This is a genomic window from Streptomyces sp. NPDC096310, from assembly GCF_044763125.1.
Classification (GTDB): Bacteria; Actinomycetota; Actinomycetes; order Streptomycetales; family Streptomycetaceae; genus Streptomyces.
The window spans coordinates 16,751-41,117 of record NZ_JBIWFO010000031.1 but is presented as its reverse complement, the minus strand read 5'-3'; the positions used below and the strand labels follow the sequence as shown (position 1 = coordinate 41,117).

21 protein-coding genes are annotated in these 24,367 nt (G+C 69.8%); 8 read left to right on the top strand and 13 right to left on the bottom strand.

What is annotated here, in order from left to right:
- The 3 genes from narH to narI are packed head-to-tail and all read left to right on the top strand — an operon-like array spanning position 1 to position 3,091.
- Positions 1–1,689: a nitrate reductase subunit beta gene (narH, locus tag ACIQ7D_RS34070; protein ID WP_403944492.1), complete on the top strand. Its 1,689-nt coding sequence runs from the start codon at positions 1–3 to the stop codon at positions 1,687–1,689.
- Positions 1,686–2,336 carry a nitrate reductase molybdenum cofactor assembly chaperone gene (narJ, locus tag ACIQ7D_RS34065; RefSeq protein WP_403944489.1) on the top strand — a complete coding sequence of 217 codons (651 nt, stop codon included), beginning with the start codon at positions 1,686–1,688 and terminating at the stop codon, positions 2,334–2,336. Before narH ends, narJ begins: the two co-directional genes overlap by 4 nt.
- The gene (gene narI / locus ACIQ7D_RS34060) at positions 2,333–3,091 is read left to right on the top strand and encodes a respiratory nitrate reductase subunit gamma (protein ID WP_403944486.1); all 759 of its coding nucleotides are present in this window, start codon (positions 2,333–2,335) and stop codon (positions 3,089–3,091) included. The genes narJ and narI overlap by 4 nt, the downstream gene beginning before the upstream one ends.
- Positions 3,092–3,287: 196 nt before the next feature.
- On the opposite strand, the gene ACIQ7D_RS34055 is transcribed toward narI, so the two are convergent.
- Entirely contained in the window at positions 3,288–4,511 is a 1,224-nt protein-coding gene (locus ACIQ7D_RS34055; protein WP_403944523.1) for a right-handed parallel beta-helix repeat-containing protein, read from the bottom strand.
- Between the two features lie 536 nt (positions 4,512–5,047).
- On the opposite strand from ACIQ7D_RS34055, the gene ACIQ7D_RS34050 reads away from it, so the two are divergent.
- On the top strand, positions 5,048–5,716 hold the full coding sequence (locus tag ACIQ7D_RS34050) for an RNA polymerase sigma factor (RefSeq protein WP_403944483.1): 669 nt from the start codon (positions 5,048–5,050) through the stop codon (positions 5,714–5,716).
- Positions 5,713–6,804, top strand: a complete 1,092-nt coding sequence (locus tag ACIQ7D_RS34045; protein ID WP_403944481.1) for a CU044_5270 family protein — start codon at positions 5,713–5,715, stop codon at positions 6,802–6,804. The genes ACIQ7D_RS34050 and ACIQ7D_RS34045 overlap by 4 nt, the downstream gene beginning before the upstream one ends.
- Positions 6,805–6,930: 126 nt before the next feature.
- On the opposite strand, the gene ACIQ7D_RS34040 is transcribed toward ACIQ7D_RS34045, so the two are convergent.
- Positions 6,931–7,506 (bottom strand): CGNR zinc finger domain-containing protein, encoded by a 576-nt coding sequence (locus ACIQ7D_RS34040; protein ID WP_403944478.1) that lies wholly within the window; start codon positions 7,504–7,506, stop codon positions 6,931–6,933.
- Between the two features lie 109 nt (positions 7,507–7,615).
- Here ACIQ7D_RS34040 and ACIQ7D_RS34035 point away from each other — a divergent pair, with 109 nt between their 5' ends.
- The gene (locus ACIQ7D_RS34035) at positions 7,616–8,788 is read left to right on the top strand and encodes an epoxide hydrolase family protein (protein WP_403944477.1); all 1,173 of its coding nucleotides are present in this window, start codon (positions 7,616–7,618) and stop codon (positions 8,786–8,788) included.
- A gap of 167 nt (positions 8,789–8,955) precedes the next feature.
- Here the strand turns inward: ACIQ7D_RS34035 and ACIQ7D_RS34030 are convergent, their stop codons facing one another.
- The 11 genes from ACIQ7D_RS34030 to ACIQ7D_RS33980 form a co-directional block, all read right to left on the bottom strand.
- On the bottom strand, positions 8,956–10,014 hold the full coding sequence (locus ACIQ7D_RS34030) for a VWA domain-containing protein (RefSeq protein WP_403944475.1): 1,059 nt from the start codon (positions 10,012–10,014) through the stop codon (positions 8,956–8,958).
- Between the two features lie 339 nt (positions 10,015–10,353).
- Positions 10,354–11,559 (bottom strand): 3-hydroxybenzoate 6-monooxygenase, encoded by a 1,206-nt coding sequence (locus ACIQ7D_RS34025; RefSeq protein ID WP_403944472.1) that lies wholly within the window; start codon positions 11,557–11,559, stop codon positions 10,354–10,356.
- Positions 11,560–11,782: 223 nt separating this feature from the next.
- Positions 11,783–12,115, bottom strand: coding sequence for a hypothetical protein (locus ACIQ7D_RS34020; protein ID WP_403944471.1), 333 nt, complete (start codon positions 12,113–12,115; stop codon positions 11,783–11,785).
- Positions 12,103–14,028, bottom strand: coding sequence for an anthranilate synthase family protein (locus tag ACIQ7D_RS34015; RefSeq protein ID WP_403944469.1), 1,926 nt, complete (start codon positions 14,026–14,028; stop codon positions 12,103–12,105). The genes ACIQ7D_RS34020 and ACIQ7D_RS34015 overlap by 13 nt, the downstream gene beginning before the upstream one ends.
- A complete protein-coding gene (locus ACIQ7D_RS34010; RefSeq protein ID WP_403944521.1) occupies positions 14,025–14,639 on the bottom strand; it encodes an isochorismatase family protein in 615 nt (204 codons plus the stop codon). The genes ACIQ7D_RS34015 and ACIQ7D_RS34010 overlap by 4 nt, the downstream gene beginning before the upstream one ends.
- 55 nt (positions 14,640–14,694) lie before the next feature.
- Complete coding sequence (locus ACIQ7D_RS34005) at positions 14,695–15,468, bottom strand: 2,3-dihydro-2,3-dihydroxybenzoate dehydrogenase (RefSeq protein WP_403944467.1); 774 nt, start codon at positions 15,466–15,468, stop codon at positions 14,695–14,697.
- Positions 15,469–15,529: 61 nt separating this feature from the next.
- Positions 15,530–16,690: a 3-deoxy-7-phosphoheptulonate synthase gene (locus ACIQ7D_RS34000; RefSeq protein WP_403944465.1), complete on the bottom strand. Its 1,161-nt coding sequence runs from the start codon at positions 16,688–16,690 to the stop codon at positions 15,530–15,532.
- 243 nt (positions 16,691–16,933) lie between these two features.
- On the bottom strand, positions 16,934–18,784 hold the full coding sequence (gene asnB / locus ACIQ7D_RS33995) for an asparagine synthase (glutamine-hydrolyzing) (protein ID WP_403944463.1): 1,851 nt from the start codon (positions 18,782–18,784) through the stop codon (positions 16,934–16,936).
- Positions 18,785–18,818: 34 nt separating this feature from the next.
- Positions 18,819–19,073 (bottom strand): response regulator transcription factor, encoded by a 255-nt coding sequence (locus ACIQ7D_RS33990; protein ID WP_403944461.1) that lies wholly within the window; start codon positions 19,071–19,073, stop codon positions 18,819–18,821.
- A 420-nt stretch (positions 19,074–19,493) separates the two neighbouring features.
- Positions 19,494–20,255: an SDR family NAD(P)-dependent oxidoreductase gene (locus tag ACIQ7D_RS33985; protein WP_403944459.1), complete on the bottom strand. Its 762-nt coding sequence runs from the start codon at positions 20,253–20,255 to the stop codon at positions 19,494–19,496.
- A 68-nt stretch (positions 20,256–20,323) separates the two neighbouring features.
- Entirely contained in the window at positions 20,324–21,781 is a 1,458-nt protein-coding gene (locus ACIQ7D_RS33980) for an MFS transporter (protein WP_403944457.1), read from the bottom strand.
- 325 nt (positions 21,782–22,106) lie between these two features.
- Between ACIQ7D_RS33980 and ACIQ7D_RS33975 the strand changes: the two genes are divergently transcribed.
- Together ACIQ7D_RS33975 and ACIQ7D_RS33970 are read left to right on the top strand one after the other, a co-directional pair.
- Positions 22,107–22,565 carry an AtaL-like protein gene (locus ACIQ7D_RS33975; RefSeq protein ID WP_403944455.1) on the top strand — a complete coding sequence of 153 codons (459 nt, stop codon included), beginning with the start codon at positions 22,107–22,109 and terminating at the stop codon, positions 22,563–22,565.
- 134 nt (positions 22,566–22,699) lie between these two features.
- Complete coding sequence (locus ACIQ7D_RS33970) at positions 22,700–24,343, top strand: FAD-binding oxidoreductase (RefSeq protein ID WP_403944453.1); 1,644 nt, start codon at positions 22,700–22,702, stop codon at positions 24,341–24,343.
- Positions 24,344–24,367: the final 24 nt, after the last annotated feature.

Genomic DNA, 24,367 nt, shown 5'->3' with positions numbered 1-24,367 from the left:
ATGTCCCCTCTCTTCGGCAGGACCCGTAGCGAGACCGCCGGCCGGGGCCGCCGGGTGATGGCACAGGTCGCCATGGTCATGAATCTCGACAAGTGCATCGGATGCCATACCTGTTCGGTCACCTGCAAACAGACCTGGACCAACCGGCAGGGCACCGAGTACGTGTGGTTCAACAACGTCGAGACCAGGCCCGGCCAGGGCTACCCCCGGGGCTACGAGGACCAGGACAAGTGGCAGGGCGGCTGGGAGCTCAAGCACGGCAAGCTCACTCCGCGCACCGGCGGCCGGGCCCGCCGGCTCGCCCGCCTCTTCGCCAACCCCGAACTCCCCACGCTCGACGACTACTACCAGCCCTGGACGTACGACTACGAGAACCTCACCAGCGCGCCGCTCGGCGACGATGTGCCCACCGCCGAGCCGCTGTCCCTCATCGACGGCCGGCCGACCGCGGTGACCTGGGGCCCCAACTGGGACGACGACCTGGGCGGCGGCCCGGAACAGCTCGCGGCCGACCCGATCCTGCGGAAGATGACCGAGAAGGTCCGCCTGGAGTACGAGCAGGCGTTCATGTTCTACCTCCCGCGTATCTGCGAGCACTGCCTCAACCCCTCCTGTGTCGCCGTCTGTCCGTCCGGCGCCATGTACAAGCGGGTCGAGGACGGCATCGTGCTCGTCGACCAGGACCGCTGCCGCGGCTGGCGGATGTGCGTCAGCGGATGCCCGTACAAGAAGGTCTACTTCAACCACCGCAGCGGCAAGGCCGAGAAGTGCACCTTCTGTTACCCGCGCATCGAGGCCGGCGAGCCCACCGTCTGCTCCGAGACCTGCGTGGGACGGCTGCGCTACCTCGGAGTGATGCTCTACGACCCGGACAAGGTCGGCGAGGCCGCGTCCGTCACCGAGGACAAGGACCTGTACGACGCGCAGCTCGGCTGCTTCCTCGACCCGAACGATCCGGAAGTCGCCCGCGACGCCGCCGAGTCCGGCATTCCGCACGACTGGCTGGAGGCCGCCCGCCGCTCCCCCGTCCACGCGCTGATCACGAAGTACAAGGTCGCGCTGCCGCTGCATCCCGAGTACCGCACCATGCCGATGGTCTGGTACATCCCGCCGCTCTCCCCGGTGGTGGACGCGCTCACCGCCACCGGGCACGACGGCGAGGACCCCGTCAACCTCTTCGGCGCGATCGACTCGCTGCGCATCCCGGTGTCGTACCTCGCCGAGCTGTTCACCGCGGGCGACCCGGACCCGGTCGAGGCCGCGCTGTGCCGGCTGGCCGCCATGCGCAGCCATATGCGGCGGGTCAACCTCGGCGAGGAGCAGGACGACGGGATCGCCCGCGCCGTGGGTATGGACCGGGTATCCATCGAGGCCATGTACCGGCTCCTGGCGCTGGCCAAGTACGACGAGCGCTATGTCATCCCCACCAGCTACACCACCCGGCCCGGCGACACCGGATCGATGGACGGGTGCAGCCTGGAGGGGGACGACCTGCCCGGCATGATGCCGGAGTCCTTCCCCTCGGGCGCGGACGCCTTTCACGCGTCTCCCGTGCCCGAACCCGCGGGGGCCGCATCGGCCCTGGCAGGCCGCGTCAATCTGCTGAACTGGAACGGCCGGGGGCGCCCCGACGGCCTCTTCCCCCGGTCGGACGATGCCGCCCCGCGGCAGGGAGAGGACCCGCGGTGACCCTCCCCGCCGTACATCAGTCGGCCGGTCTGCTGCTCGGCTACCCCGACGCCGAGTGGCCCGCGCGCCTCGCCCTCGTCAGTGACTGCCTCGCCCAGTTCTCCGGACCGGGCACCCGGCCGCTGCTGCGCTTCTGCGCGGCGGTGCGGGACACCTCCGTACTCGAACTGGCCGAGCGGTACGTCCTCACCTTCGACCGCAGCCGCCGGCGCACCCTGCATCTGACCTACTACACCGACGGCGACACCCGGCGCCGCGGCGCCTCGCTGGCTGACTGGAAGGCCGGGTACCGCGCGCGCGGCTGGGAACCGCCCGAGGACGAGCTGCCGGACTACCTGCCGCTGGCGCTGGAGTTCGCCGCCCGCTGTCCCGAACCCGGAACCGGACTGCTCCAGGAACACCGCGCGGGGCTCGAACTGCTCCGTATGGCGCTGGCCGACTTCGGCAGCCCGTACGCCGACGTACTGCTCGCGGTCTGCGAGACGCTGCCGGGCCCCTCGCCCGCCGACCGCGCCGCCGCGCTGAGGCTCGCCCGCAGCGGGCCGCCCGTCGAACTGGTCGGTCTGGCTCCCTTCTCCCTGTCGTCCTCCGCACTTCCGGCCACCTCCGCGCCGGGCGATCAACAGCCGGGAGGATTCGGCCGATGAACCATCTCCACACCGCGCTGTGGGGTGTCCTGCCCTATCTCAGCGTCATGCTCCTCGTCACGGGTACCGCCTGGCGCTACCGCTACGACCGCTTCGGCTTCACCACACGGTCCAGCCAGCTCCACGAGAACCGCCTGCTGCGCGTCGGCGGCCCGCTCTTCCACTACGGGCTCTTCTTCGTCATCGCCGGACATGTCGTGGGTCTGGTCATCCCCGAATCCCTGACCGAACGGCTGCACATCACCGAAACCCTCTACCACGCCAACGCCCTGCTGGTCGGCGGCGCGGCGGGCATCGCCACCGTGGCCGGACTGGGGATCCTGCTGTACCGGCGGATGCGGGTCCCGGCCGTACGCGCGGCGACCAGCCGCAGCGACCGGGCCGTCTACCCACTGCTCGCGCTCACCCTGCTCGCGGGGCTCACAGCGACAGCCTCGGGGGTGCGCCCGGGCGGATACAACTACCGCGAAGGGGTCTCCCTCTGGTTCCGCAGTCTGTTCACGCTCGACCCCGATGTGAACGCGATGGCCCACGCGCCGATCCTCTACCAGTCGCACGCCCTGCTGGCCATGGCCCTCTTCGCGCTCTGGCCCTTCAGCCGGCTGGTGCACGCCTTCACCGCACCCGTGATGTACCTGGCCAGGCCCTATGTCGTGTACCGGTCCCGGACACCTGCCACTGCGTACCGTCACCCGGCCGCTGTTCCGACACCTCCCCCCACCCCGAAGGCGGCCCGGCCACGGCCACGGCGCTGATCGCCCCATGACGACGGTGTGCTCACCCGGCGAGCGCCGGATGAGCACACCGGGCGGTGACGACCGAGAAGAGCGGGCCCGTCCCGGTCATCGCGAGCGCCCGTGGTCGTGCCGTACGTCCTTCGGTGCCCACGCCCGAGGTGCCCAGGGAGCGGCCCACCGCCGGAGCGGCGGGATCCGCCCTGCGGAGGACCGGTTACGGCGTGACCCGGTTTCCGCCGAAGGTCACCACGAGACGGCCATCCGTGGCGAAGGACCAGTCCAGGGCGCCGGCGTACGCGGAACACCGCGATCCGTTCGAGCCGGTCCAGAACTGGTTCGATCCGTCGGCGTCACCCACGGTCTTGTCGTTGGACCCGTCGTCGCTGCGGCACGAGACGTTGCCGCGGAACACCGATGTACCGGCGTCGAACGAGAAGTTGCGCTCGGCGTTGCCGATGCTGACGTTGTCCGAGACCGTCATCCTGCCCGGGTTCCGGTTGTAGGTGAACCCGTGCTTGCCGTTGCCGTAGGCGATGCTGCGGCGAACGACGTGGTCGACCTTGATGTCCTCGCCGCCGAGTTTGTAGCCGTTGCGGTCTCCGCTGGAGTTCTGGGTGCCGTCGGAGAGGGTGCCGTTCTCGTAGGCGAGGGAGTCCTCGATGGTCACCGCGCCGGTCGCGCCCGTCTCCGACTTGGTGTAGAGGTCCCAGCCGTCGTCGATGTTGTTGTGGGACACGGCATAACGGAAGACGTTGCCGGGGCCGGAGGTGAGCTTGGCGGCGAAGCCGTCGGCGTCCTCACCGTCGGAGTCGGCGTTGTCGTGTGACTCCGCGCCCAGGATGAGGTTGTTGGACGGCCACTGGTCGCGGGGGGTGTCGGAGGCCATCCGCGACAGCTGCAGCCCGGTGTCGCGGTTGAAGCGCGTCACCGTGCGCTCGAACACGTTGTCGCTGCCGCCGACGAAGATCCCGTTGTCCCCGGCGTGCTCGACGACGATTCCCCTGACGTGCCAGTACGACCCGTTGACCGCGAGCCCGCGGTTCGACGAACTTTCCGACTGGGCCGAGAAGTTCAGCACCGGTGTCTCGCCCGGATAGGCGGTCAGTTCGGTGCGGTCGCCCGAGGTGCCGTCGGCACCCTGCGGGATGGTGACCGTCTGCGAGTAGCGGTACGTGCCGCCCCGCAGGTAGATCGTCCCGCCGGGAGCGATCCGGTCGATCGCCGAGGTGAGGGTCGTCGGGTCGGACTCGGTGCCGGACGCGCCGTCACCGCCGCTCGGCGACACGTACAGCGCGGCGACGGACGGCGCGTCGTGACGTACGGACGTGGCCTGAGCCGAGGTGCCGGAGAAAGTGAAGAGCGCGCCGGCCAGCAGGCCGGCGCACGCGATGTGGGGTTTCACTTGCATCGTGTCTCCCAGTGGGGTGGGTCCGGTCAGGACGTGCTGAGACGTACGGGAGAAAGCGCTTGCGCGAAGAAACGTTAAGGACCCGCCGCGGACACGTCAATGACCCCGTATCTGATCCTTGTTCATCAACATGAACAGCCCCAGGGGCTTGCCCGCTTGAGCCCCCGGCGCCCTTTGAAGCGGTGCATGCTGCCGATACGCACGGCGTCCAGGTCCGCGCGGACTCCCCCACGGCCCAGCTGGACCACCGGGATCCCGAACGGCTCCCAGGCCGGCACCGGTGTGCCGGTCGGGGGCACGCAAGAACTGCGGGGCGGGTGTGCCACAGGTTCATGGCAGACCCGAGCGGGAGTGGCCCGGCGAAAGCTGGTCGACCAGGTGACGCACCCGATGGAGGGACCTCGATCGCGCCCGACACCTGGTGGATCTCGACGGCGAGCCGGGCGAGTTCGGCATCGGCGCAGGGGCCGGTTGGCCCCGCCTTGTGGCGCGGGTCACGGGAACTCCTCGGCCCGCCCGGAGAGGTAGGTGGTGTGAGATGTGATGAACAGGGAGATCGGGAGCGCATGCGCGCACGGATCAGGGCGGGCGACCACGAGGCGTTCGCGGCGCTCTACGAGGAGTACGCGCGGGAGGTCTACAACCACGCCTACCGGCTGTCGGGTGACTGGTCGACGGCCGAGGAGGTGTTGTCCGAGACCTTCCTGGCGGCCTGGCGTACCCGTCACGCCGTCGAGCCGGAGGGCGACTCGCTGCGGCCGTGGCTGCTCGGGATCGCCACCAACAAGGCACGCAACGCCAATCGCGGTATCGGGCGGCGCCTGGCCTTTCTGGCCCGCCGCCCCGCCCCGGAACCGGTGGCGGACATCGCGGATGCCACGGCCGGACGCGTCGACGACACACGGCGGCTCGCCGCGGTCCGGCAGGCGCTGGGCGGACTCCGCCGCCAGGAACGCGAGGTGCTGGCCCTCTGCGTCTGGTCCGGGCTGGACTACGCCGAGGCCGCCGAGGCCCTGGGCATCCCGGTGGGCACCGTACGGTCGCGGCTGTCCCGTGCCCGTAACCGGCTGCGCCGGCTCACCGACGTGGAACTCGGCCGGACGCCGGACGGGCCCGCGCGGGAAGCACGCACCCGAAAAGTGGTCCGGCCCGGAAGGGAACCCCGACCCGGCCGCGGAGAGGTAGAGAGCGGGGCCGCGTTCGTGGCCCTGCCCATCCAGGAGGAAGCCCGATGAACGACCGTACCTCCGGCCCCGAGCGGGCCGAACGCGAGGAACTGGCCCGGCTGCTGCCGGCCCCGGCCGAACGGGATCTGCCCCCTGGCCGTCATCTCCACCACAAGGACACCCTGATGCGTCTGATCGACCAGGACGGCGACCGCGCCACCGCACGCCCCCGCCCCCGCCTTCTGCGCCCCGCCGTTCTGCTGCCCGCCGCCGGACTGGCTTTGGGCGCGGTGCTGCTGACCACGCTCGCCGCCACCGGCCAGGACAGCGCTCCGGCACCGTCCGTCGCGGGCCAGGACTCCCGGTCCACGGCCCCGCGTCGCGCGGCCGTGCTGCTCGACCGGATCGCCTCCGCGGCCGCGAAGAAGGGCGAAGAGAAGGTCGCCGACGACCAGTTCGTGTACGTCAAGACACTGCAAACCGGGAATGAGGGCGAGTTCGGCGGCCCGGTGAAAATGACCGCGGCCCGCGAGCGTGAGGTCTGGATGTCACAGAAGACGGGGCCGGTGATCGATATGGGCCTGATCCACCAGGACGGTTCGTACTACCCGATCGAGGTCGGCGTCCCGGACGGCGAGCCCGCCGTGGGCTACCCGGCAGGCCTCAACCGACCGACGTACCAGTGGCTGGCCTCGCTGCCCACCGACCCCGACGCCCTGCTCCGGCGGCTCACCACCGAGATCACCCGGGACCAGGACGCGCGCGACACCCCGGCCGAGGACCGGGACCGGGCCCAGGACACTTTCGACGCCATCGGTGGACTGCTGGGGGAAACAGTGATGCCGCCGAGGACCGCGGCCGCCCTCTACAAGGCCGCGGCGAAGATCCCCGGCGTGACGGTGGACTCCGACGCGGTGGACGCGGCCGGCCGGCACGGGATCGGCGTGGCCCGCGACGACACCCGGGACGGTGACCGCACCACCTGGATCTTCAACTCGACCACCCTGCAGTACCTGGGCGAACGGACCTACCTCATCAGGGACACCTCCCTGGGCAAGAAGGGAACCCAGCTCAGCAAGTCGGCGGTCCTGGAGCGCGCGATCGTCAACGCCCTCCGCGAGAAGCCGTCGACCGAGAAGCCGTCGACGACGACCTGATCCCGACAGGGAGCTGCCGGGGCGTGACTGCGCGCCCCGGCACCGGTCCCTCTCTCCCCCGCCCGGAACCCCGGGCCGCCGCCACGTCCCAGCCGGCCGATGGGCCACCTTGGCCAGCCGCCGCGTTCACTCCGCCGATCTGGGGTTTTTGCGCTGGTTGGCATGGAAGCGCGCCTTCTTCTGACGATTCCCGCACGTGTTCATGTCACACCATTTGCGGGTGCGGCTTTGGCTGGTGTCGAAGAAGGCGGCCTGGCAGGTCGGTGATGCGCACAAGGCCAGTTTTCCGTCTCGTTCGCCCGCGATGACGCTGACCGCGTCGGCGGCGATCACGCTGAGGGCATCTTCCACGCAGGAAGCCGAGCCGAGCCGCCATCGCCGCTCCCCCTCGGGCGTCAGGACAGCCGCGGCCCGACCTTGAACGCTGCGGTCATTGATGACGTGGACAGCGGATGCGGGGAGAGCGTCCTGGATCGCGGCCGCTGTCGCGGCGGCGTGAATCGACTCCCTCAGTTCCCGAGCGAGATCGAGCTGGGCAGTGGTGCAGGAGTCCACGGCGAGGCCGCTCACCGCCAGCCAGTCGACAAGCCGACGCGGCGTGGGAATGCGCTCCACGGAGTCGCCACGACGCTCCGTCAGTGTCGCCGTGAAGCTGGTCGCCAGCACCTTACCGAGGCGAAAGTCAGGGAACACGGCAGGCATGGAACCACCTTAGCAGGTTGCGCTCAGGCGCAGGGGGCTGCTAGAACCGTCTAAGCCGGTTCGCGACAGATTTAGCCGGTTCCCCCGCGATCAGGAGGTGCAAAATCTCATGCCCCGCCCAACCAGCGACGTACGAGCATGTGAAGCCCACGCAACTGACGCCGACCTCGAAGATCTGCGCGCACGACTGGCCGCGGCGCGACTACCGGAGACCGAGACGGTCTATCGCGCCGCGCCCGATCCTCGCCGATGGGAACAGGGCGTTCCTCTCGCCGACCTCGTCGATGTCGTGAACTACTGGCGCACCGGGTACAACTGGCGATCGTTCGAAGAGCGCCTTGACCGTATCGGCCAGTTCCGCACGACCATTGACGATCTGGGAATCCACTTCCTGCACCGCCGATCCGCGAGCGCGGACGCCACCCCTCTGATCTTGACGCACGGTTGGCCAGGCAGCATTGCCGAGTTCATCGATGTAGTGGACGAACTGGCAGATCCGAAAAATCCAGACGCGCCGGCGTTCCACGTAGTGGTCCCCTCGCTGCCAGGCTTTGGTTACAGCGACAAGCCGACCACCACCGGGTGGGGAACCGAAAAGATCGCGGCCGCATGGGTGGAACTGATGGGAAGGCTCGGCTACAGCAAGTTCGCAGCCCACGGCGGCGACTGGGGAGGCAATATCACCACGGTTCTCGGCGGCAGGTTCCCGGCACACGTCCTCGGCATCCACACCACGTTCGCGGAGGGACCGCCCGGGCTGCCAACGGACGGGCTGACGGCGGCCGAGCTCAAATGGACCGAGGAAACCCGCGATTTCTGGCACCACCGCGCGGCGTACGCGAAGCAGCAGGCGACCCGACCACAGACCATCGGCTACTCGCTCGTCGACTCCCCGGTCGGGCTTCTCGCCTGGATCCTCGACAAGTTCGCCGAGTGGTCGGACACCGAAGACAGCCCGTTCGAGACGATTTCCAGGGACCGCGTTCTTGACGACGTCACCCTGTACTGGCTGACGCGGACCGGCGCATCGTCGGCCCGCATCTACTACGAAAGCCACAACTCGCTCGATCCCGAACTCCGGGTCGACGTCCCGTCAGCAATCACCATGTACCCCCGCGACGTCGAGAAGTGCCCTCGCACCTGGGCACAGGAGCGGTACCGGCAGATCGTCCGATGGAGGTCGCCCGAAACCGGGGGACATTTCCCGTCGCTGGAGGTCCCCGAGTATTTCGTCAAAGACCTGCAAGAAGGCCTCGCGGCAGTGCTGGCCGCCCATCGGTGAAAGCGGCTGGGTGCCGGCACTCGATCACCGCCTGATAGCGTCCGTAACGCCCACCCCCACGCCCTCCGGGGGTATTCGCCCCGGCCGGCCTCTGCTCCCGAGCCACCGGGGCGGCCCGGTCAGCAAGTCGTCGCAGGAGTGCCCGCTCCTCACTCTTTTCTTGGATTTCAGAGCATGATGAGCAGACGCGTCTTCGGCTTGAGCTTCCTGTTCACCGAACGACTCTGCACGTACACCTCCAACTCGGGATTGTTCCCCGCCTTCACGGAGACGGTCCCTTGGATTCCCGTACCGAACAGGAGACTGCGTGCCGCGTCACCCGTGTAGGCGCGATCGGTGTCTTTCTCGACCACGATGACTTCCTTGTTGGGCTGAACCTGAGCCCGGGTTCCCAGCTGGTAGTAGCACGAACCGCGTTCGTACGTCACGCCCGGATGCGAATCGACGAAGGGGCGAATCTCGATCTCCTTGTCGACCTTCAGCAGCCGATACTTGTCGGCCGGAATCGGTTCGAGATTCGCCCGCACCTCGTCGACCGATATGTCCTGGCCGACGGCGAACAGGTTCTTCGTGCCGCGCACGCCCTGCTCGCGGCCCCGGAGGAAGCTGGTGGCAGCAGCACGCACGGTGCCGATCGCCTCTTCGACACCCTCCTGGGAATCCGCATCCCAGATGGCGATGTTTCCGGCCGGGAAACCGTAATTCTGGGCGGTGCGCTTCGCCAGGGAGTTCGGGACGAGGATCGCGGACGTCCAGTGGACCGGAAGTCCACCCATCTTCGCCGCGATCCTGTCGAGCCAGGGGCCGAGAACGGCCATGTCGCCGTCGTGCCGCCTGTCGCCACCGGAGGCGTTCTCCTCGCCGTCCGTCACCACGATCTGGAGAAAGCTGTGCTCGCCGTATTCCTCCCAGATGTGCCCCAGGTCGTCCAGGGACTTCAGAGAAGCCTCGATAAGGGCCGTAGCGCCATTGTTGACCTTGTACAGCCCCCGCATGGACGGCAGATGCTTCACGTCCATGTCCCAGACCAGGTTCTCCACCCTGTGGTCGAAGGAGTAGAGGCTGATCCGGGTCTCATGGCCGAGGCTGTCCGACTCGGCCTTCAGGCCCGCGACGAACTCGTCCACGACGCGGATGAGCTGACTCTGGTGCGGGCGCATGGAACCCGAACAGTCCACTACCAGCGCGACGTGATTCACCTTGTGCTGGATCTTGTTTGCGGACATGTTTCTGCTCCTTCTCCGAGGCTCCCCGAGCAATGCTTGAACTCTACGGACAGGCACTGACAACGGCGTTCGACGCCCGATCACCTCCCCGTGCCCGGGGACGTGTTCGGCATCCGGGAGGCGCCTGTCGGGGGGACCAGGTTGGAGCGGCCCGTAGACACCTACGGCCCGAGGCGGAGCGTGGCAGCACAAGCGGGTGCCGCAGGGGTCGAGGGCACCGCCTGGGTCCGTCTCATCCGCGTCCGGACAGCGCACCGGATTCGCGTCCCGGCTCTCCACATCCGCGGGGGTCGGGGGAACACGCCGTGGGACTCCCCCGCGATCAGCCGGCGCACCCGCTCAACGGACCGCTCCGCCGGTGAAGCCGCCCGAAGGCGAGAAACCGTGCAGCCACTCGACCTTGTCATGCAGGTCTGTCTCGGAGAAGGCGGACAGCATGGCGTTGCGCGCTGTCGCCTCGTCATCGGCGGGATGGTAGAGCTGGGTGCCCATCTCGCGGGCGACAAGCTGCGCCTTGGCCGTGCGGTCGTGGCGCTCGGCGGCGTACTTCTCCAGTCGTGGGACGAGGGCGTCGAGGCCGGCGTCGCGGTCGAGGAGTTCTCCGAGGACGACGGCGTCCTCAAGGGCCATACAGGCGCCCTGGGCAGCGTACTGGAGCATGGGATGGGCGGCATCTCCGAGGAGCGCCACCCGGCCGTCGGTCCAGTCGTCGACGGCGTCGCGGTCGCACAGGACCCACGTCCTCCAGTCCTCGCCGAGTTCCAGCAGGCGGCGGGTGGTGTCGCCCAGGCCGGGGAACTCCGTCAGCACGTGGGCCCGTTCGACAGGCTCCCCCGCGACGGCGACGGTCGCTCCGTCGTCGCGGGTGGCGGCGAGGTTCAGGTACTTGCCGCCGCCGATGGGGTAGTGGACGAAGTGCCATGCGGGTCCGGCCCACAGGGTGACGGCGTTCCAGCGCAGGTCCTCGGGGACCTTCTCCATCGGGATCACGGAACGGTAGATGGTGTGGCCGGAGACCCGCGGTTCGCCGTCGCCGACGAGTTGGGCACGGACCACCGAGCGGATGCCGTCCGCGCCGATCAGCGCGTCACCGGTGACCGAGGTGCCGTCCGCCAGAGCGGCCGTGACCCCGGCGGCGTCCTGCGCGTAGCCGGTCACCGAGGCGCCCGCGACCAGTTCGACGCGGGAGGCGGCGCGGCAGGCCCGCAGGAGCGGTTCGTACAGGTCGCCGCGGTGCACGACGGCGTACGGGTTGCGGAACCGCGCGCGGTAGTGCTCGGTGAGCGGCATGCGGGCCACACACCCGCCCGACGTGCCGTCCATGAAGCGCAGTTCGTCGATGAAGACGGCGTTGTCGCGGACGTCCGCGCCCACGCCGAGGCGGTCCAGGGCCCAGAAGGCGTTGGGGCCGAGCTGGATGCCGGCGCCGAGCTCCTCGAAGGCCCGCCGGCGTTCCAGCACGACGACGTCGTGTCCCTGCCGTTCGATGCTCAGCGCGGCGGCCAGTCCGCCGATGCCGCCTCCGGCGACAATGATCCTCGCCATGATGGGTCAGCAGTCCCTTCCATGTCGTACGGACGGATGACGGCCCCGCTCGGTGCGGACGCGTCCCCCCGGGGTAGTTGTCACGCGCCGGGGCGCCCGTAGTCCGCTGGTGCCATCGGTGCGTGCGGCCGGCAGCGGTGCCCGGTCGATGATGCTCTTGGAGCCCGGGAGGTGCGCGGTCAGGGCCTTCGCGCGGGAGGTGGTGCGGGCGGTCATCGTCGCTTCACCCTTCCAGCGCGAGTCCGTGGCCGCCGAGGGCCGCCGTGGTGAACAGTCCCTCGACGGTGGCCTCGACGTCGAAGGCGGACACGGACGTCGGGGGGTACCCGATGAGTTCAGCGGCCCGCGGGGCCGGCGGCACCGCGGCGGCCTCGGCGGACTCCCACAGGAGCACCGCCCCCCAGCGCTGCCGCGCCGCGTCCGAGATCCAGAACTTCAGCCGCAGGCCGGGCACCTGAGCGAAGCGGTCCACGGCCTCGTCCCGCAGGAACGAGCGCAGCGACCGTACCGTCTGCGCCGAGTCGGCCAGGTCCCACCACACGATCACCGCGTGCACGAGCGCAGCACCTCCGTCATCAGGGACGCGGTGATGGCCACGCCGTGCTGGGAGAGCACCGACTCGGCGTGGAACTGTACGGAGGCGAACCCGTTGCCGCGCATCACGTGGACCTCGCCGTTCTCGGGGTCGCGGCAGATCTCCACGACGCCGCGGACGGGGTGCTCGGTCTTGTCGGAGTCGGAGCGCGCGGCGAAGGTGTTGTAGAAGCCGACGCGCTCCCGCTGCCCGAAGAGGTCGATCTCGCGCTGCACGCCCTGGTTGGGCACGTCCCGCCGGACCAGCGGCAGGCCGAGGAGCGTGGCGAGCACCTGGTGGCTCAGGCAGACCGCCATGAACGGCCGCCGGCTTTCCAGCAGCCGGCTGATGGTGGCGCGCAGATGCGCGGTCTTCGGGTCGTCCGTGACGCGGGGGTCCCCCGGGCCGGGTCCCATCACGACCATGTCGTAGGCGTCGGTGTCGTACGGCTCGTCGAACCGCCGCACCGTCACCGTGAGGCCGAGCGAGGTGAGCTGGTGCCCGATCATGGAGGTGAAGGTGTCCTCCGCGTCCACCACCAGCACGCTGCGGCCGGCCAGTTCGGCGGCGCCCGGGGCGGCGTCCTCGGCCGTCCCGGTCAGCCAGAAGTCCGCGATGGTCTCGTTGCGCCGGGCCAGCGCGCTGAGGACCTGCGGCTCGGTGGCGAGGCGGGTGGAGCCGGCCCCGTCCAGCGCCGCGAGCAGCCCGGCCGCCTTCACCCGGGTCTCGGCGACCTCGGACGCCGGGTCGGAGTGGCGCACGAGCGTCGCTCCGACACCGATCCGAAGCCGGCCGGCGCGGTCGATGTCGGCGGTGCGGATGAGGATGGCGGAGTCCATGACGGGCGTGCCGGAGGCGTCCCGGCCGATGAGAGCGGCGACGCCGCTGTAGTAGCCGCGGCCGGCGGGCTCGTATGTGCTGATGACCTTGGCGGCACTTTCCAGCGGGGAGCCGGTGACGGTCGGGGCGAAGAGTGTCTCGCGCAGGACGTCGCGCACGTCGCGGGTGGTGCGGCCCTCGATGAAGTACTCGGTGTGCGCCAGCCGCGTCATCTCCTTGAGATGGGGGCCGGTCACCCGGCCGCCGGTCTCGCAGATCCGGGCCATCATCTTCAGTTCCTCGTCGACGACCATGTACAGCTCGTCGGTCTCCTTGGGGTCGCCGAGGAAGTCGAGTACCCCGCTGAGAGCGGGGCCGCCGACCGGGTAGCGGTAGGTGCCGCTGATGGGGTTCATCACGGCGGTGCCGTCGCGCAGGCTGATGTGCCGCTCGGGTGTCGCGCCGACGAACGTGCGCTCGCCGCTGTGGATCAGGAACGTCCAGTAGGTGCCGGTCTCGCGCTCCAGCAAGCGCCGGAAGAACGACAGGGCGGCCGCCGGGGTGTATCCGGTGATGTCCGCGGTGAACGAGCGCTTGATGACGAAGTTGGCGCCCTCGCCGGTGCCGATCTCGTCGGCGATCACCTGGCGCACCACCGAGGCGTAGGTGGCGTCGTCCGTGTCGAAGCGGCCGTCCGTCAGCTCCACCGGCAGGTCGGGCAGTCGGCGCAGGGTCTCACCGAGCGGTAGCGCGACCTGCTCGTCCACCTTCAGGACGAGCAGGGGTTCGCCGTCGTCCACTGCGGCGAACCCGCGTTCGGCGAGCTGCCGGTAGGGCACCAGGACAAGCACCTCGTGCCCGTCGTCCGTGCCGCCGGCTCTGTCCCCGGCCGGACTGTCCGCCAGTGGTACGTCCGCCAGCGAGGCGCACTCGGTGATGTCGCCGAGCACGAGATCGACGACGCCGGGGCCGGTGGTGTGCGGCCGGTGCAGGAGGGCGAAGGCGGGCGGGTGGTCATCGAGGATCCGCCCCAGCGGGTCGGCGTGGTGGGGGGCGGCGTGGTGTGAGCCGGTCACCGGGCGTCCTCCAACTCGGTCAGCAGTTGCTCGGTGGTGGCCACGCGGGCGCAGCGCTCCGCCGCGTACGTCAGGGCCAGCCGGTGGTAGGCGGCGGAGAAGTCGGCCACCGCGTCCGCGGCCAGGAACGGCTGGATGTCGTGGGTGAAGGCGTCCACCGCGCTCATCAGCACACCGACATGGGCGTAGACGCCGCAGGTGATGAGCTGGTCGCGGCCCGCGGCACGCATCCGCTCCAGCAGGTCGGTGCGCACGAAGGCGCTGTAGCGCCATTTGGTGAGCAGCCAGTTCTCATGTGTGGGGGCCAGCTCGTCGATCACCTGGCGGTCCTCGGGGGACGTGCGCATGCCCGGCCCCCAGAAGTCACGCAGCAGACCGCGCTGTTCGGCGCTCATGTCGCCGGGCTGCGCGGTGTACGCCACCGGGATGCCGGCGGCGGCGCACCACTCGCGCAGCAGGGCCGCGTTGTGCACCAGCGGGCCGCCGGGGGTGTCGCCGCCCGCGAACGGCCGCAGGAAGTAGCGCTGCATGTCGTGAACCAGCAGGACGGCCCGGCGCGGATCGGGGGCCCAGGAGACCGTGCCGGGCGGCAGGTCGCTCCCGGTGGGCATCGGGTAGGACTCGATGGGGGGAATGCCCGAGGTGGGCGTGGTCACCGTACTCTCCTCACTGGACACCGAGAGTCGCCCCGCCGTCCACGGTCAGGCTGTGCAGAGTGATGTGGCCGGCGTCGTCCGACAGCAGGAAGGCGACCGCTTCGGCGACGTCCTCGGGCCGGGCGACCTTGCCGAGGGGGATGCCGGCCTTGAAGGCCGAAGGTGTTCCGGTCACCGAGGAGCGGACGGCGGTGTCACCCTCGTGCATGCCCCGCAGCATCGGCGTGTCCGTGGAGCCGGGGGCCACCACGTTGCACCGGATGCCGTACGAGGCCACCTCCAGCCCCAGGCACTTGGTGAACGCGATCGCCGCGGCCTTGGAGGCGGCGTACGCCGCCATCTCGGTTCGGGCTGTGCCGGCCGCGTTGGAGGCGATCGTGACGACGGCGCCGCCGCTGCGGGCCACCATGCGGTCCACCACCGCGCGGGAGACGTGGAAGACGCCGGTGGCATTGACGGCGAAGGTCTCGGCCCAGTCCCGGTCGGTGAACTTGCGGGCCTCGCCCAGCCGCAGCACGCCGGCCGCGTTGACCAGGTAGTCCACCGGCCCCACGGTGTCCTCGACGGCGCCGACGGCCCGGTCGACGTCCGTGCTCGACGTGACGTCGGCGGGGACAGCGGTGACCCGCAGCCCCCGGGCGGTCAGCCGGTCCACGGACTCCGCCAGCCGGGAGGGGTCCCGGTCCACGGCTGCGACCCGGGCGCCGCGCTCCGCGAGGGTACGCGCGACGGCTGCGCCGATACCCCCGGCCGCCCCGGTGACCAGGGCGATCCTGTCTTCCATGCTTTCCTCCGTATGGTGCGCGTGGCGGCCCTTCCGGTACCGGCAGGGACGTTGGTCCTGGTCAGCCGCGCCAGGCCGAGACCACCTCGACGGCCTGTGCGGGGCTGAGCCTGGGATCGCAGAAGCTCAGGTACTTCTCGCCGACGTGGTCGAGGTACGAGGCGTTGCGCACGCACTCGGTGACCGTCTCCGGCGTCGTCTCCAGGTGGAGGCCGCCGGCCGTGCCACCGTTCTCGCGTACCGCCTGTTGGAAGTTGTCGATCTCCCGCACGATGGTTTCCAGGAACCGGGTCTTCAGCCCGTTCGGGCCGCTGACCGTGTTGCCGTGCATGGGGTCGCTGAGCCAGATGACGGGGTGCCCCGCCGAGGCGACGGCCATGACCAGTTCAGGCAGCCGCTCCGGCGCGGCCGCCGCGCCCATCCGGGCGATCAGTGTGAGCCGGCCGGGACGCCGCTCGGGGTCCAGCTTCCCGCACAGGGCGAGCAGTTCGTCCACCGAGATACCGGGGCCGACCTTGCAGGCGACCGGGTTGCTGACGGCGGCGAGCAGCGCGACATGGGCGCCGTCGATCTGCCGGGTACGCTCGCCGACCCACGGCCAGTGCGTGGAGGCCAGCAGCAGGGAACCGTCCGGCTCGCGGCGCAGCAGGGGAAGCTCGTAGTCCAGCAGCAGTGCCTCATGGCTGGTCCACACGGGCAGTTCGAGGCGGTGGCGCCGGGGCGTGCGCCAGCCGAGGTGGTGCATCGCGTCGCCGGCGGCTCGGTAACCGGACAGCAGGTGCTCGGGGTTGGGGCGGCGGCCCTCCGGGTCCGGCTCGGGGCGGTTGACCATGTGGCCCCGGTAGACGGGCAGTTCCATGTCGCCGGCGGTCTCGGTGGGCCGGGAGCGCGGCTTGCCGAACTGGCCGGCCAGACGGCCCACCCGTAGCACCGGCTTCAGCGATGCCAGCTTCATGGTGCCACCCAGCACGTCCAGCAGCGCGGCCTTGCGGGCGATGTCGGACGGGTTGCACTCGGCCGGATCCTCGGCGCAGTCGCCCGCCTGCACGATCTGGATGTGCCCGGCGGCCGCCTCCATCAGGAGTTCGCTCAGCCGGTGGACCGCCTCGGCGTCGACCAACGGCGGCATGTGCGCCAGCTCGTCACGGACCTGGGCCACACGTCGTTCGTCTGCCCAGTCGGGCTGTTGGAGGGCGGGCACGGTACGCAGATGCGATGTCATGTCGGTCACGGGAACCCCACGGGTGGTAGGCCGGTACACCGGCACGGGACGGCATCAGGGAAGCGGGTGCGAGCACGGCGCCGGCCGCTGGCAGGCGGGCGGCCGGCCCCGGTGGCGGCGCCGCCCCGGCGCGGGCGCCGTGCGGGTTCGGGTGCGGGCGCCGCCCCGGCGCGGTTGCGGGCGCCGTGCGGGTTCGGGCGCGGGCGCCGCGCGGGTTCGGGTGCGGGCGCGGTGCCGGCGCGGTCAGACCTCGACGCGGACGTCGTACTCGGAAACCCAGGTGTTGAACTCGACCAGGCGCTCAAGGACGGCTCGGGCGCTCCAGGGGCCGCCGACTCCGAAGGAGCCCATGGGCCGGTCGAGCAGTCGGCGCACGTCCTCCTCGGAGACGATGCGCAGTACCGGAGCGCCGTCGGTGAGGATCTCCTCGACCTTCCGCCGCAGGGCGAGTTCATACCTGGCGTCCTGGGTGGACGGGTACGGGTTCTTCTTCCGGTCCAGGACCGAGTCGGGGAGTACGCCACGCATCGCCGCGCGCAGCAGACTCTTCTCCCGGCCGTCGAAGTTCTTCATCGCCCAGGGGGTGTTGTAGACGTACTCGACCAGCCGGTGGTCGGTGAACGGCACCCGGACCTCCAGACTGACCGCCATGCTGACGCGGTCCTTGCGGTCCAGCAGGAAGTTCTCCCACCGGGTGATGTTGAGGTAGGTCAGCTCGCGCATCCGGGCCTCATGGCCGCTCTCGCCGGGCAGACGCGGAACCTCCTCCAGTGCCTCCGAGTAGCGCTGCTTGACGTAGTTGGTGAGGTCCAGGCGGTCCCACAACCCGATCTCGCGCAGCGCGCCGATGCCGCCGGCCTTCTCGAAGGGGTGGTGCCAGGGGAAGCTGTCGAGCGCTACGGCCTCCTTGTCGTGGAACCAGGTGTAGCCGCCGAACAGTTCGTCGGCCGCCTCGCCGGAAAGCGCCACCGTCATGCGCTCCTTGAGCGCCCGGCACAGCAGGAACAGGGAGTACTCCATGTCACCGGTGGACACCGGCAGGTCCTGTGCCCGCAGGACCGCGCCGCGGACCTCGGGATCGAGGATGTCGTCGTTGTCCAACTCGACGATGATGTGCTCGGCGCCGACCAGCTCGGCCACCTCCACGGCGAACGGGGTGTCCGGGTCCTCCCACTGAACGTTGGACTCAAAGCGCTGCTCGTGTCCCACGAAGTCCACGGAGAAGGCGCGGATCGGCTCGGTGATGCCGCGCCGGGCGCGGGCGGCCGCGGCGAGCGCGGTGACGGCGCTGGAGTCCAGTCCGCCGGAGAGCAGGGTGCCGACGGTGACGTCCGCGACGAGCTGCCGGTCGACGATGTCCTCCAGCAGGGACCGCACACGGGTCACCGTGGTCTCCAGGTCGTCGGTGTGCTCGCGGGCTTCCAGCTTCCAGTACGTGAGGGTGTCGGCGCCGCTGCGCGAGAACCGTGCAACGGTGGCCGGAAGCACCTCGCGCAAGCCCTTGAACACCGCGTGGCCCGGCGTCTTGACGATGCTGAAGATCTCCCGCAGGCCCTCCGCGTCGACGACCGCCTCGACCTCGTCGTGGGCGAGGATGGCCTTGGGCTCGGAACCGAAGATCACGCCGTCCTCGGTCGTGCGGTAGTAGAGGGGTTTGACGCCCATCCGGTCACGGACGAGGAGAAGTTCCTCGGTGCGCGGGTCCCAGATGGCGAATGCGTAGATGCCATTGAGGTGCTCGGCGAACGAGGCTCCCCACTCCAGGTAGGCCCGCAGCACCACCTCGGTGTCGCTGGACGTGCGGAACTCGTGTCCCAGCGCGGCCAGTTCGTCGCGCAGCTCCCGGAAGTTGTACACCTCTCCCGTGTACGTGATGACGGGGAGGCTGCCGTCGTCCGCGGCGGCCATCGGCTGCCGGCCGCCCTCCAGGTCGATGACCGCGAGCCGACGGTGGCCGAGGATCGCGTGCTTCGACGTCCACAGACCGCCCGCGTCGGGACCCCGGCAGACCATGGTCTCGGTCATCGCCGAGGCGACCTCGACCGCCCCGCTCAGATCACGTCCGTAGCTCACCCATCCGGCCAGTCCGCACATGAGAATTCAGGTCCTTTCGTTGAACATGGGGCGGTCAGAAAGCTTCTGCCTCGTGAAGCAGAACGTGCCGCGTCAACTGGACCCGACTGGATACATCGAGTTTCAGGAACGCGTTTCTCACATGCGTATTGACCGTATGGGGAGACACCACCAGTTCCTCAGCCACGGCACGGTTGCTCAGCCCTTTCGCCACCAGGCGAGCCACCTGCAATTCGGTCGGTGTCAGCGAATTCCAGCCCGCCCGGGATCTGCTCGGACGTGCCCTCCTCGTCGTCTTGAGCGTCTGCATCGACTCGCTTTCCGTGCCACTGCGTTACCAAGTCGGCGTAATTCAACACGCCCTGCGGGCACTTAAGTCCTCGCGTTTTCCTGGCGGTTACAGGAACAACAATGCCCTGCCCTCCGACCCGACGGCAAAGCGGAATGCACGACATCATCAGACGCGTCGGAGAATGTCAGGCACCGGGCACATGGTCAGGTGCGGGGAATTTCGTCACCGCCGGAGAATTCCATCAGCTCCGCCGCACAGCGTCAGGTCCGCCGCACAGCGTCAGGTCCGCCGCATCCCGTCAGGTCCGGGCGGCTGCGTCAGAATCGGGAGACTTTGTCAGGTCCGGCGGTCGGGGCAGGGGCGGACAGGAGGAAGGGGGCCGCGGCTTCCGCGACCCCCTCCTCGCGGCGCGTCACCGCGCCGTACGCCTTCTTCCGGTCAGGCGGTGGCGCCGCCGTCGATCACATGGTCGTGCCCGACGACGTAGCTGGACTCGTCCGACGCCAGCCACAGGACGGCGTTGGCAATCTCCTGCGGGTCGGCGACCCGGCCCAGCGGTACGGTCGGAGCCAGGCGGGCGTCACGCTGCTCGCGGGTCTCGCCCGGGAGATAGGACATCGGGGTGTCGATCGGTCCGGGGCTGATGGAGTTGATGCGCACGCCCTGCTCGATGTATTCGAGCGCGGCGGTACGGGTCAGGAAGCTGACGCCGGCCTTGGAGGTCGAGTAGGCACTCATGCCGGCCAGGCGCCAGTGGGCGCCCAGGTTGGAGGCCGTGTTGACGATGACGCCGCCTCCGTTCGCCGCCATGTGTGCGGTCTGGTGCTTCAGGGCGAGGAAGACTCCCGTGAGGTTGACGGCGAGCACCTTGTTCCACACGTCCTCGTCGTGCTCGCCGACCGGCGTGCCGCCGTCGAGGATGCCCGCGTTGTTGAAGGCGATGTGCAGACCTCCGTGCCGGGAGACCGCGGTGTCCACCATCGCCTTGACGCTCTCGGAGCTGGTGACGTCGACGACGACGCCGGAAGCCTTGCCTCCCTCGCTCTCGATCAGCTTGACCGTCTCGTCGACGCCACTCTCGTTGAGGCCGGCCACGACAACGGTCGCACCCTCGTTCGCGAAGGAAAGAGCCGCGGTCCGGCCCAGCACGCCCCCGGCGCCGGTGACGAGAACGACCTTGTCGGTAAAGCGTGTACTCATGACGAACTCCTTGTTTTCTCAGGGAAGGTGCGTTGCGCGTTGTGCGTTGCGCGTTGTGCGTTGGCTTGTCAGTCGCGGTCCGCGGCACCTGCCGCACCCGCCGTCGACTCCTCCTCCGTCGCGCGCGGCGAGGCCTTGGCAGACCTCGCCGCGCCCTGGAGCAGTACGAGCCCGGCAGCGACGGCCAGCGAGACGGCCGCCACGCCGAAGGCGAAGCCGTATCCGCTCGCGTCCGCCGCGGCCTCGCCGCCGCCATGGCCGGCGGCGTGCGAGACGGCGAGCGGTACGAGGACGGCGAGGCCGACCGGAGGCCCCACCTCCATGGCCGTGTTCACGACCCCTCCCACCAGACCGGCCTCCTCGGGCGCGGTGCGCTCCACCGCCCACACGGTCGCCCCGGAGAAGGTGAAGCCGGCGCCGACCGGGAAGAGCGTGATCCCGACCACCAGCAGCCCCCAGTACGAGGAGTCCGCGTCGAGCGTGGTCAGCAGGCCCATTCCGGCGGCCCCCAGGGCCAGCCCGGCGGCTGTCAGGACACCGGCCCCGAACCGGCGCGCGGCCCTGCCGCCGGCCGACGCGGTGAACAACACCGCGAAGACGGGCGGGAGGAAGGCCGCCGAGGTGCGCAGCGGTGAATAGTCAAGCGTCTTCTGGAAGTAGAGCGCCAGGATGAAGAAGTACGACGCCATCGCGGCGGCTGTCAGGCCGATGGCGAACAGCGCGGCCAGCCTGCGGGCCGACGCCAGCAGCGCCGGCGGCACCAGCGGCCGGGACGACCGGGCCTGGGTCAGCGCGAACAGGGCCATGCCCAGGGCGCCGATGCCGATCCACGTCCAGTCCGACTCTCCCAGACCGAAGATGAACGCGGTCAGCCCCGCTGTGATGAGCAGGGCGCCCGGCACGTCGAGCCGTTCGGGCCGACGCGCGGGGCCCGGGGGCAGCAGCGGCGTACACAGGACGATCACCGCGGAGACGACGGCCGGCGCGACGAACACCCAGCGCCACTGGCCCCAGGACAGGATCACTCCGGACAGGATGTTGCCGGAGCTGGCGCCGATGCTGGCCAGCACCCCCCAGACCGCCATCGCCCTGGTGCGCCGCGCCGCGTCCGGGAAGACCGAGCTGAGCAGCGCCATCGCGGCGGGGGCCGCGAGCGCCGCGCCCACGCCCTGCGCGAACCGGGCGGCCACCAGGACCCACAGCGTGGAGGCGGCCGCGGCGGCGAGCGAGGCGGCACCGAAGGCGGCCACCCCTGTGACGAACACCGCCCGGTGACCGAGGAGGTCGGCGAGACGGCCGCCCAGGACCAGGAGCCCGCCGAACGACAGGCTGTAGGCGGAGGTGGCGAAGACGAGGTCTGTGTCGGTCAGCCGTAAGTCCCGCTGGATCACCGGCAGAGCCACGGTGATGACGGTGATCGTGGCGATCAGGGTGATCTGGACGGCGCCCAGAAGCACGAAGGGCAGCCCTGGCCTCAGCGGGAGCGGGGCCGTACCGGGTGAGATATCCCCAGAGACGGTACCCATAAATGAATGCTCATTCCATTATAGGGGCGAATAGCTGCGTGAACTCCCGCCATTGCGGTGATCGAAAGCTAGCACGCCCTTGAACGCTCGGTCCAGTACTTGTCCGCTACTCGCGTCCGCTACTTGTCCGCTGCTTGTCCGCGCGGCATGGCCGGATCGCGACGCCCGGTCGCTTCCCGGGCAGACGAGCGAGCGGCCGGGGGACACAGGAGGCGCCCGTGCCGCACCGTCGCGAAGCACCGGATATCGCACGTTCATGCGATGTCCCGACGTGGCGAGCCGACCAGACTGCGGACCAGCCCACGGATCAGGAAGGCAACGCCCTATGGACACATACAGCTGGACGCTCCCCGTCGCAGGCGCGGGAGAGAGCCCGGTCAGGCCGGACGCCGACCACGTCTGGGAAGGACTGGTCCACAAAGCGGAGAACCCCAGCCCGTACGTACCCGCGGTGACGGCCTGCCGTGTCCTGGAACGCTACGACGACGGGTTCCTCCGCGAGATCACCGTGCGCGACACCGAACGGGTCCAGGAACGCGTGACCTTCGAAGACCGCGAGCGCGTGGTCTTCCGTCCGGTCGACGACCCCTGCATCGAGCAGATCGTCAACGAAATCGGCAAGGACGAATCGGGCCGGCCCACGCTGACCCTGCGCGTCACCCTCAGCCGGGCCGGGGTCGAGAAGGCCGATCAGACCCGCTACTTCCTGCACGAGACCAAGCGCTACTTCTCGGACGCGCTGCGGTTCATCGTCGACGGCCTCGTCCAGCGCCACGCGCGCTGACCACCGCGCCGGCCGATTCCCCCATCCCCTCCCCCCACAGGGCACCGGAGCATGCGACCCCCACACCCCTTACCTGCGTGTACCGCACGCCCTCCACCCGATCTGCCAGGAACCTGAAAGAGGAGCACGTCACCATGCAAGGCCACTCCCGTCGCGCGTTCGTCAGAGATGTCGTGCTGGCAGGTGGCGCGACGGCCGTCCTGCCCGCCGTAGCCGCCGCACCGGCGGCGGCCGCCGCTGAGCCGTCGAAGGCCACCGCCGCGGTCGCGGCCGACGAGGCCGGATCCACCGTCGTCACGGTCAGGCCCGGAGACCGCCGCTACCCCGACCTGACCTGGGGCAGCAACCAGCGCTGGGTGGGCACCCCCGACAACGTACAGATGGTGAGCACACCGGCCCAGGTCCTCACCGCCGTCCAGCAGGTCGTCAGCGGCGGCAAGGGCTTCGCGGTACGCAGCGGCGGCCACTGCTACGAGGACTTCGTCACCAACGACCGCGTCCGCACGGTCATCGACCTGTCCGGCCTGAACGCGATCGGGTACGACGAGACCCGCAGGGCGTTCTCCGTCGAGCCCGGCGCCCGCCTCGGCGATGTGTACCGCACCCTCCACCACCGGTGGGGCGTCACCCTGCCCGGCGGCAGTTGCCCGACCGTGGGGATCGGCGGCCACGTGGCCGGCGGCGGGTACGGCCCGCTCTCCCGGCGGCACGGCCTCATCGTCGACCACCTGTGGGGCGTGGAGCTGGTCGTCGTCGACTCCGCCGGCAAGGCGTCGAAAGTGGTCGCCACCCGGGAGGCCGACGACCCCAACCGCGGCCTGTGGTGGGCGCACACCGGTGGCGGCGGCGGCAACTTCGGCGTGGTCACCCGCTACCTGTTCCGCTCGCCCGACGCCACCGGCACCGCCCCCGCCGACCAGTTGCCCAAGCCGCCGTCCGAGGTCATCGTCTCGAACGTCACCTGGTCGTGGAGCGATATGACCGAGGCCGCGTTCACCCGCCTGCTGCGCAACTTCGGCAAGTGGTACGAGGCCAACAGCTCGCCCGACTCGCCGTACGCCACGCTCTTCAGCCAGCTCAAGCCGCAGCACAGGTCGGCCGGTTCGTTCTCCATGACGACACAGATCGACGCTTCGGTGCCGAACGCCGCCGCACTGCTCGACTCCTACTTGGCCGCCGTCAACGAGGGAACCGGCGTCGAATTCCGCGTGGACGACCGCCGCACGATCTCCTGGCTGCACACGGTCACCCAGTGGCCCGGCTTCACCGGGACCGACACCACCACGCGTTTCAAGGGCAAGTCGGCTTACATGCGGCGGGGGTTCACCGACGCCAACCTCAAGGCGTTCTGGAAGCACATGACACGCGCCGACTACACCCACCCCGCCTCGCTCGTCATGATCACGGCGTACGGCGGCAGGACCAACACCGTTCCGGCGGCGGACACGGCGGTTCCGCAGCGCGACTCGATCCTCAAGCTCCACTACGTGAGCTTCTGGACCGACCCCGCCCAGGACGCCACCCACCTGAACTGGGTCCGCTCCCTCTACCAGGACGTGTACGCGGCCTCCGGCGGCGTGCCCGCCTCCAACGCCGACACCGACGGCTGCTTCATCAACTACGCCGACGCGGACCTCGCGGACGCGCGGTACAACGCCTCCGGCACCCCGTGGCACGAGCTGTACTTCAAGTCCGGCTACCGGCAGCTACGGACGGTCAAGGCCCAGTGGGACCCGAAGAACCTCTTCACCCACTCGCTGTCGATCAAGGCGGTGTGACGGTGGCATCCAGCACTCCTTCCC

Coding starts and splice junctions, on each gene's coding strand:
- narH (WP_403944492.1), top strand. CDS start 1: ATGTCCCCTCTCTTCGGCAGGACCCGTAGCGAGACCGCCGGCCGGGGC.
- narI (WP_403944486.1), top strand. CDS start 2,333: ATGAACCATCTCCACACCGCGCTGTGGGGTGTCCTGCCCTATCTCAGC.
- ACIQ7D_RS34050 (WP_403944483.1), top strand. CDS start 5,048: ATGCGCGCACGGATCAGGGCGGGCGACCACGAGGCGTTCGCGGCGCTC.
- ACIQ7D_RS34045 (WP_403944481.1), top strand. CDS start 5,713: ATGAACGACCGTACCTCCGGCCCCGAGCGGGCCGAACGCGAGGAACTG.
- ACIQ7D_RS34040 (WP_403944478.1), bottom strand. CDS start 7,506: ATGCCTGCCGTGTTCCCTGACTTTCGCCTCGGTAAGGTGCTGGCGACC.
- ACIQ7D_RS34035 (WP_403944477.1), top strand. CDS start 7,616: ATGCCCCGCCCAACCAGCGACGTACGAGCATGTGAAGCCCACGCAACT.
- ACIQ7D_RS34030 (WP_403944475.1), bottom strand. CDS start 10,014: ATGTCCGCAAACAAGATCCAGCACAAGGTGAATCACGTCGCGCTGGTA.
- ACIQ7D_RS34025 (WP_403944472.1), bottom strand. CDS start 11,559: ATGGCGAGGATCATTGTCGCCGGAGGCGGCATCGGCGGACTGGCCGCC.
- ACIQ7D_RS34010 (WP_403944521.1), bottom strand. CDS start 14,639: ATGCCCACCGGGAGCGACCTGCCGCCCGGCACGGTCTCCTGGGCCCCC.
- ACIQ7D_RS34005 (WP_403944467.1), bottom strand. CDS start 15,468: ATGGAAGACAGGATCGCCCTGGTCACCGGGGCGGCCGGGGGTATCGGC.
- ACIQ7D_RS34000 (WP_403944465.1), bottom strand. CDS start 16,690: ATGACATCGCATCTGCGTACCGTGCCCGCCCTCCAACAGCCCGACTGG.
- asnB (WP_403944463.1), bottom strand. CDS start 18,784: ATGTGCGGACTGGCCGGATGGGTGAGCTACGGACGTGATCTGAGCGGG.
- ACIQ7D_RS33990 (WP_403944461.1), bottom strand. CDS start 19,073: ATGCAGACGCTCAAGACGACGAGGAGGGCACGTCCGAGCAGATCCCGG.
- ACIQ7D_RS33985 (WP_403944459.1), bottom strand. CDS start 20,255: ATGAGTACACGCTTTACCGACAAGGTCGTTCTCGTCACCGGCGCCGGG.
- ACIQ7D_RS33980 (WP_403944457.1), bottom strand. CDS start 21,781: ATGGGTACCGTCTCTGGGGATATCTCACCCGGTACGGCCCCGCTCCCG.
- ACIQ7D_RS33975 (WP_403944455.1), top strand. CDS start 22,107: ATGGACACATACAGCTGGACGCTCCCCGTCGCAGGCGCGGGAGAGAGC.
- ACIQ7D_RS33970 (WP_403944453.1), top strand. CDS start 22,700: ATGCAAGGCCACTCCCGTCGCGCGTTCGTCAGAGATGTCGTGCTGGCA.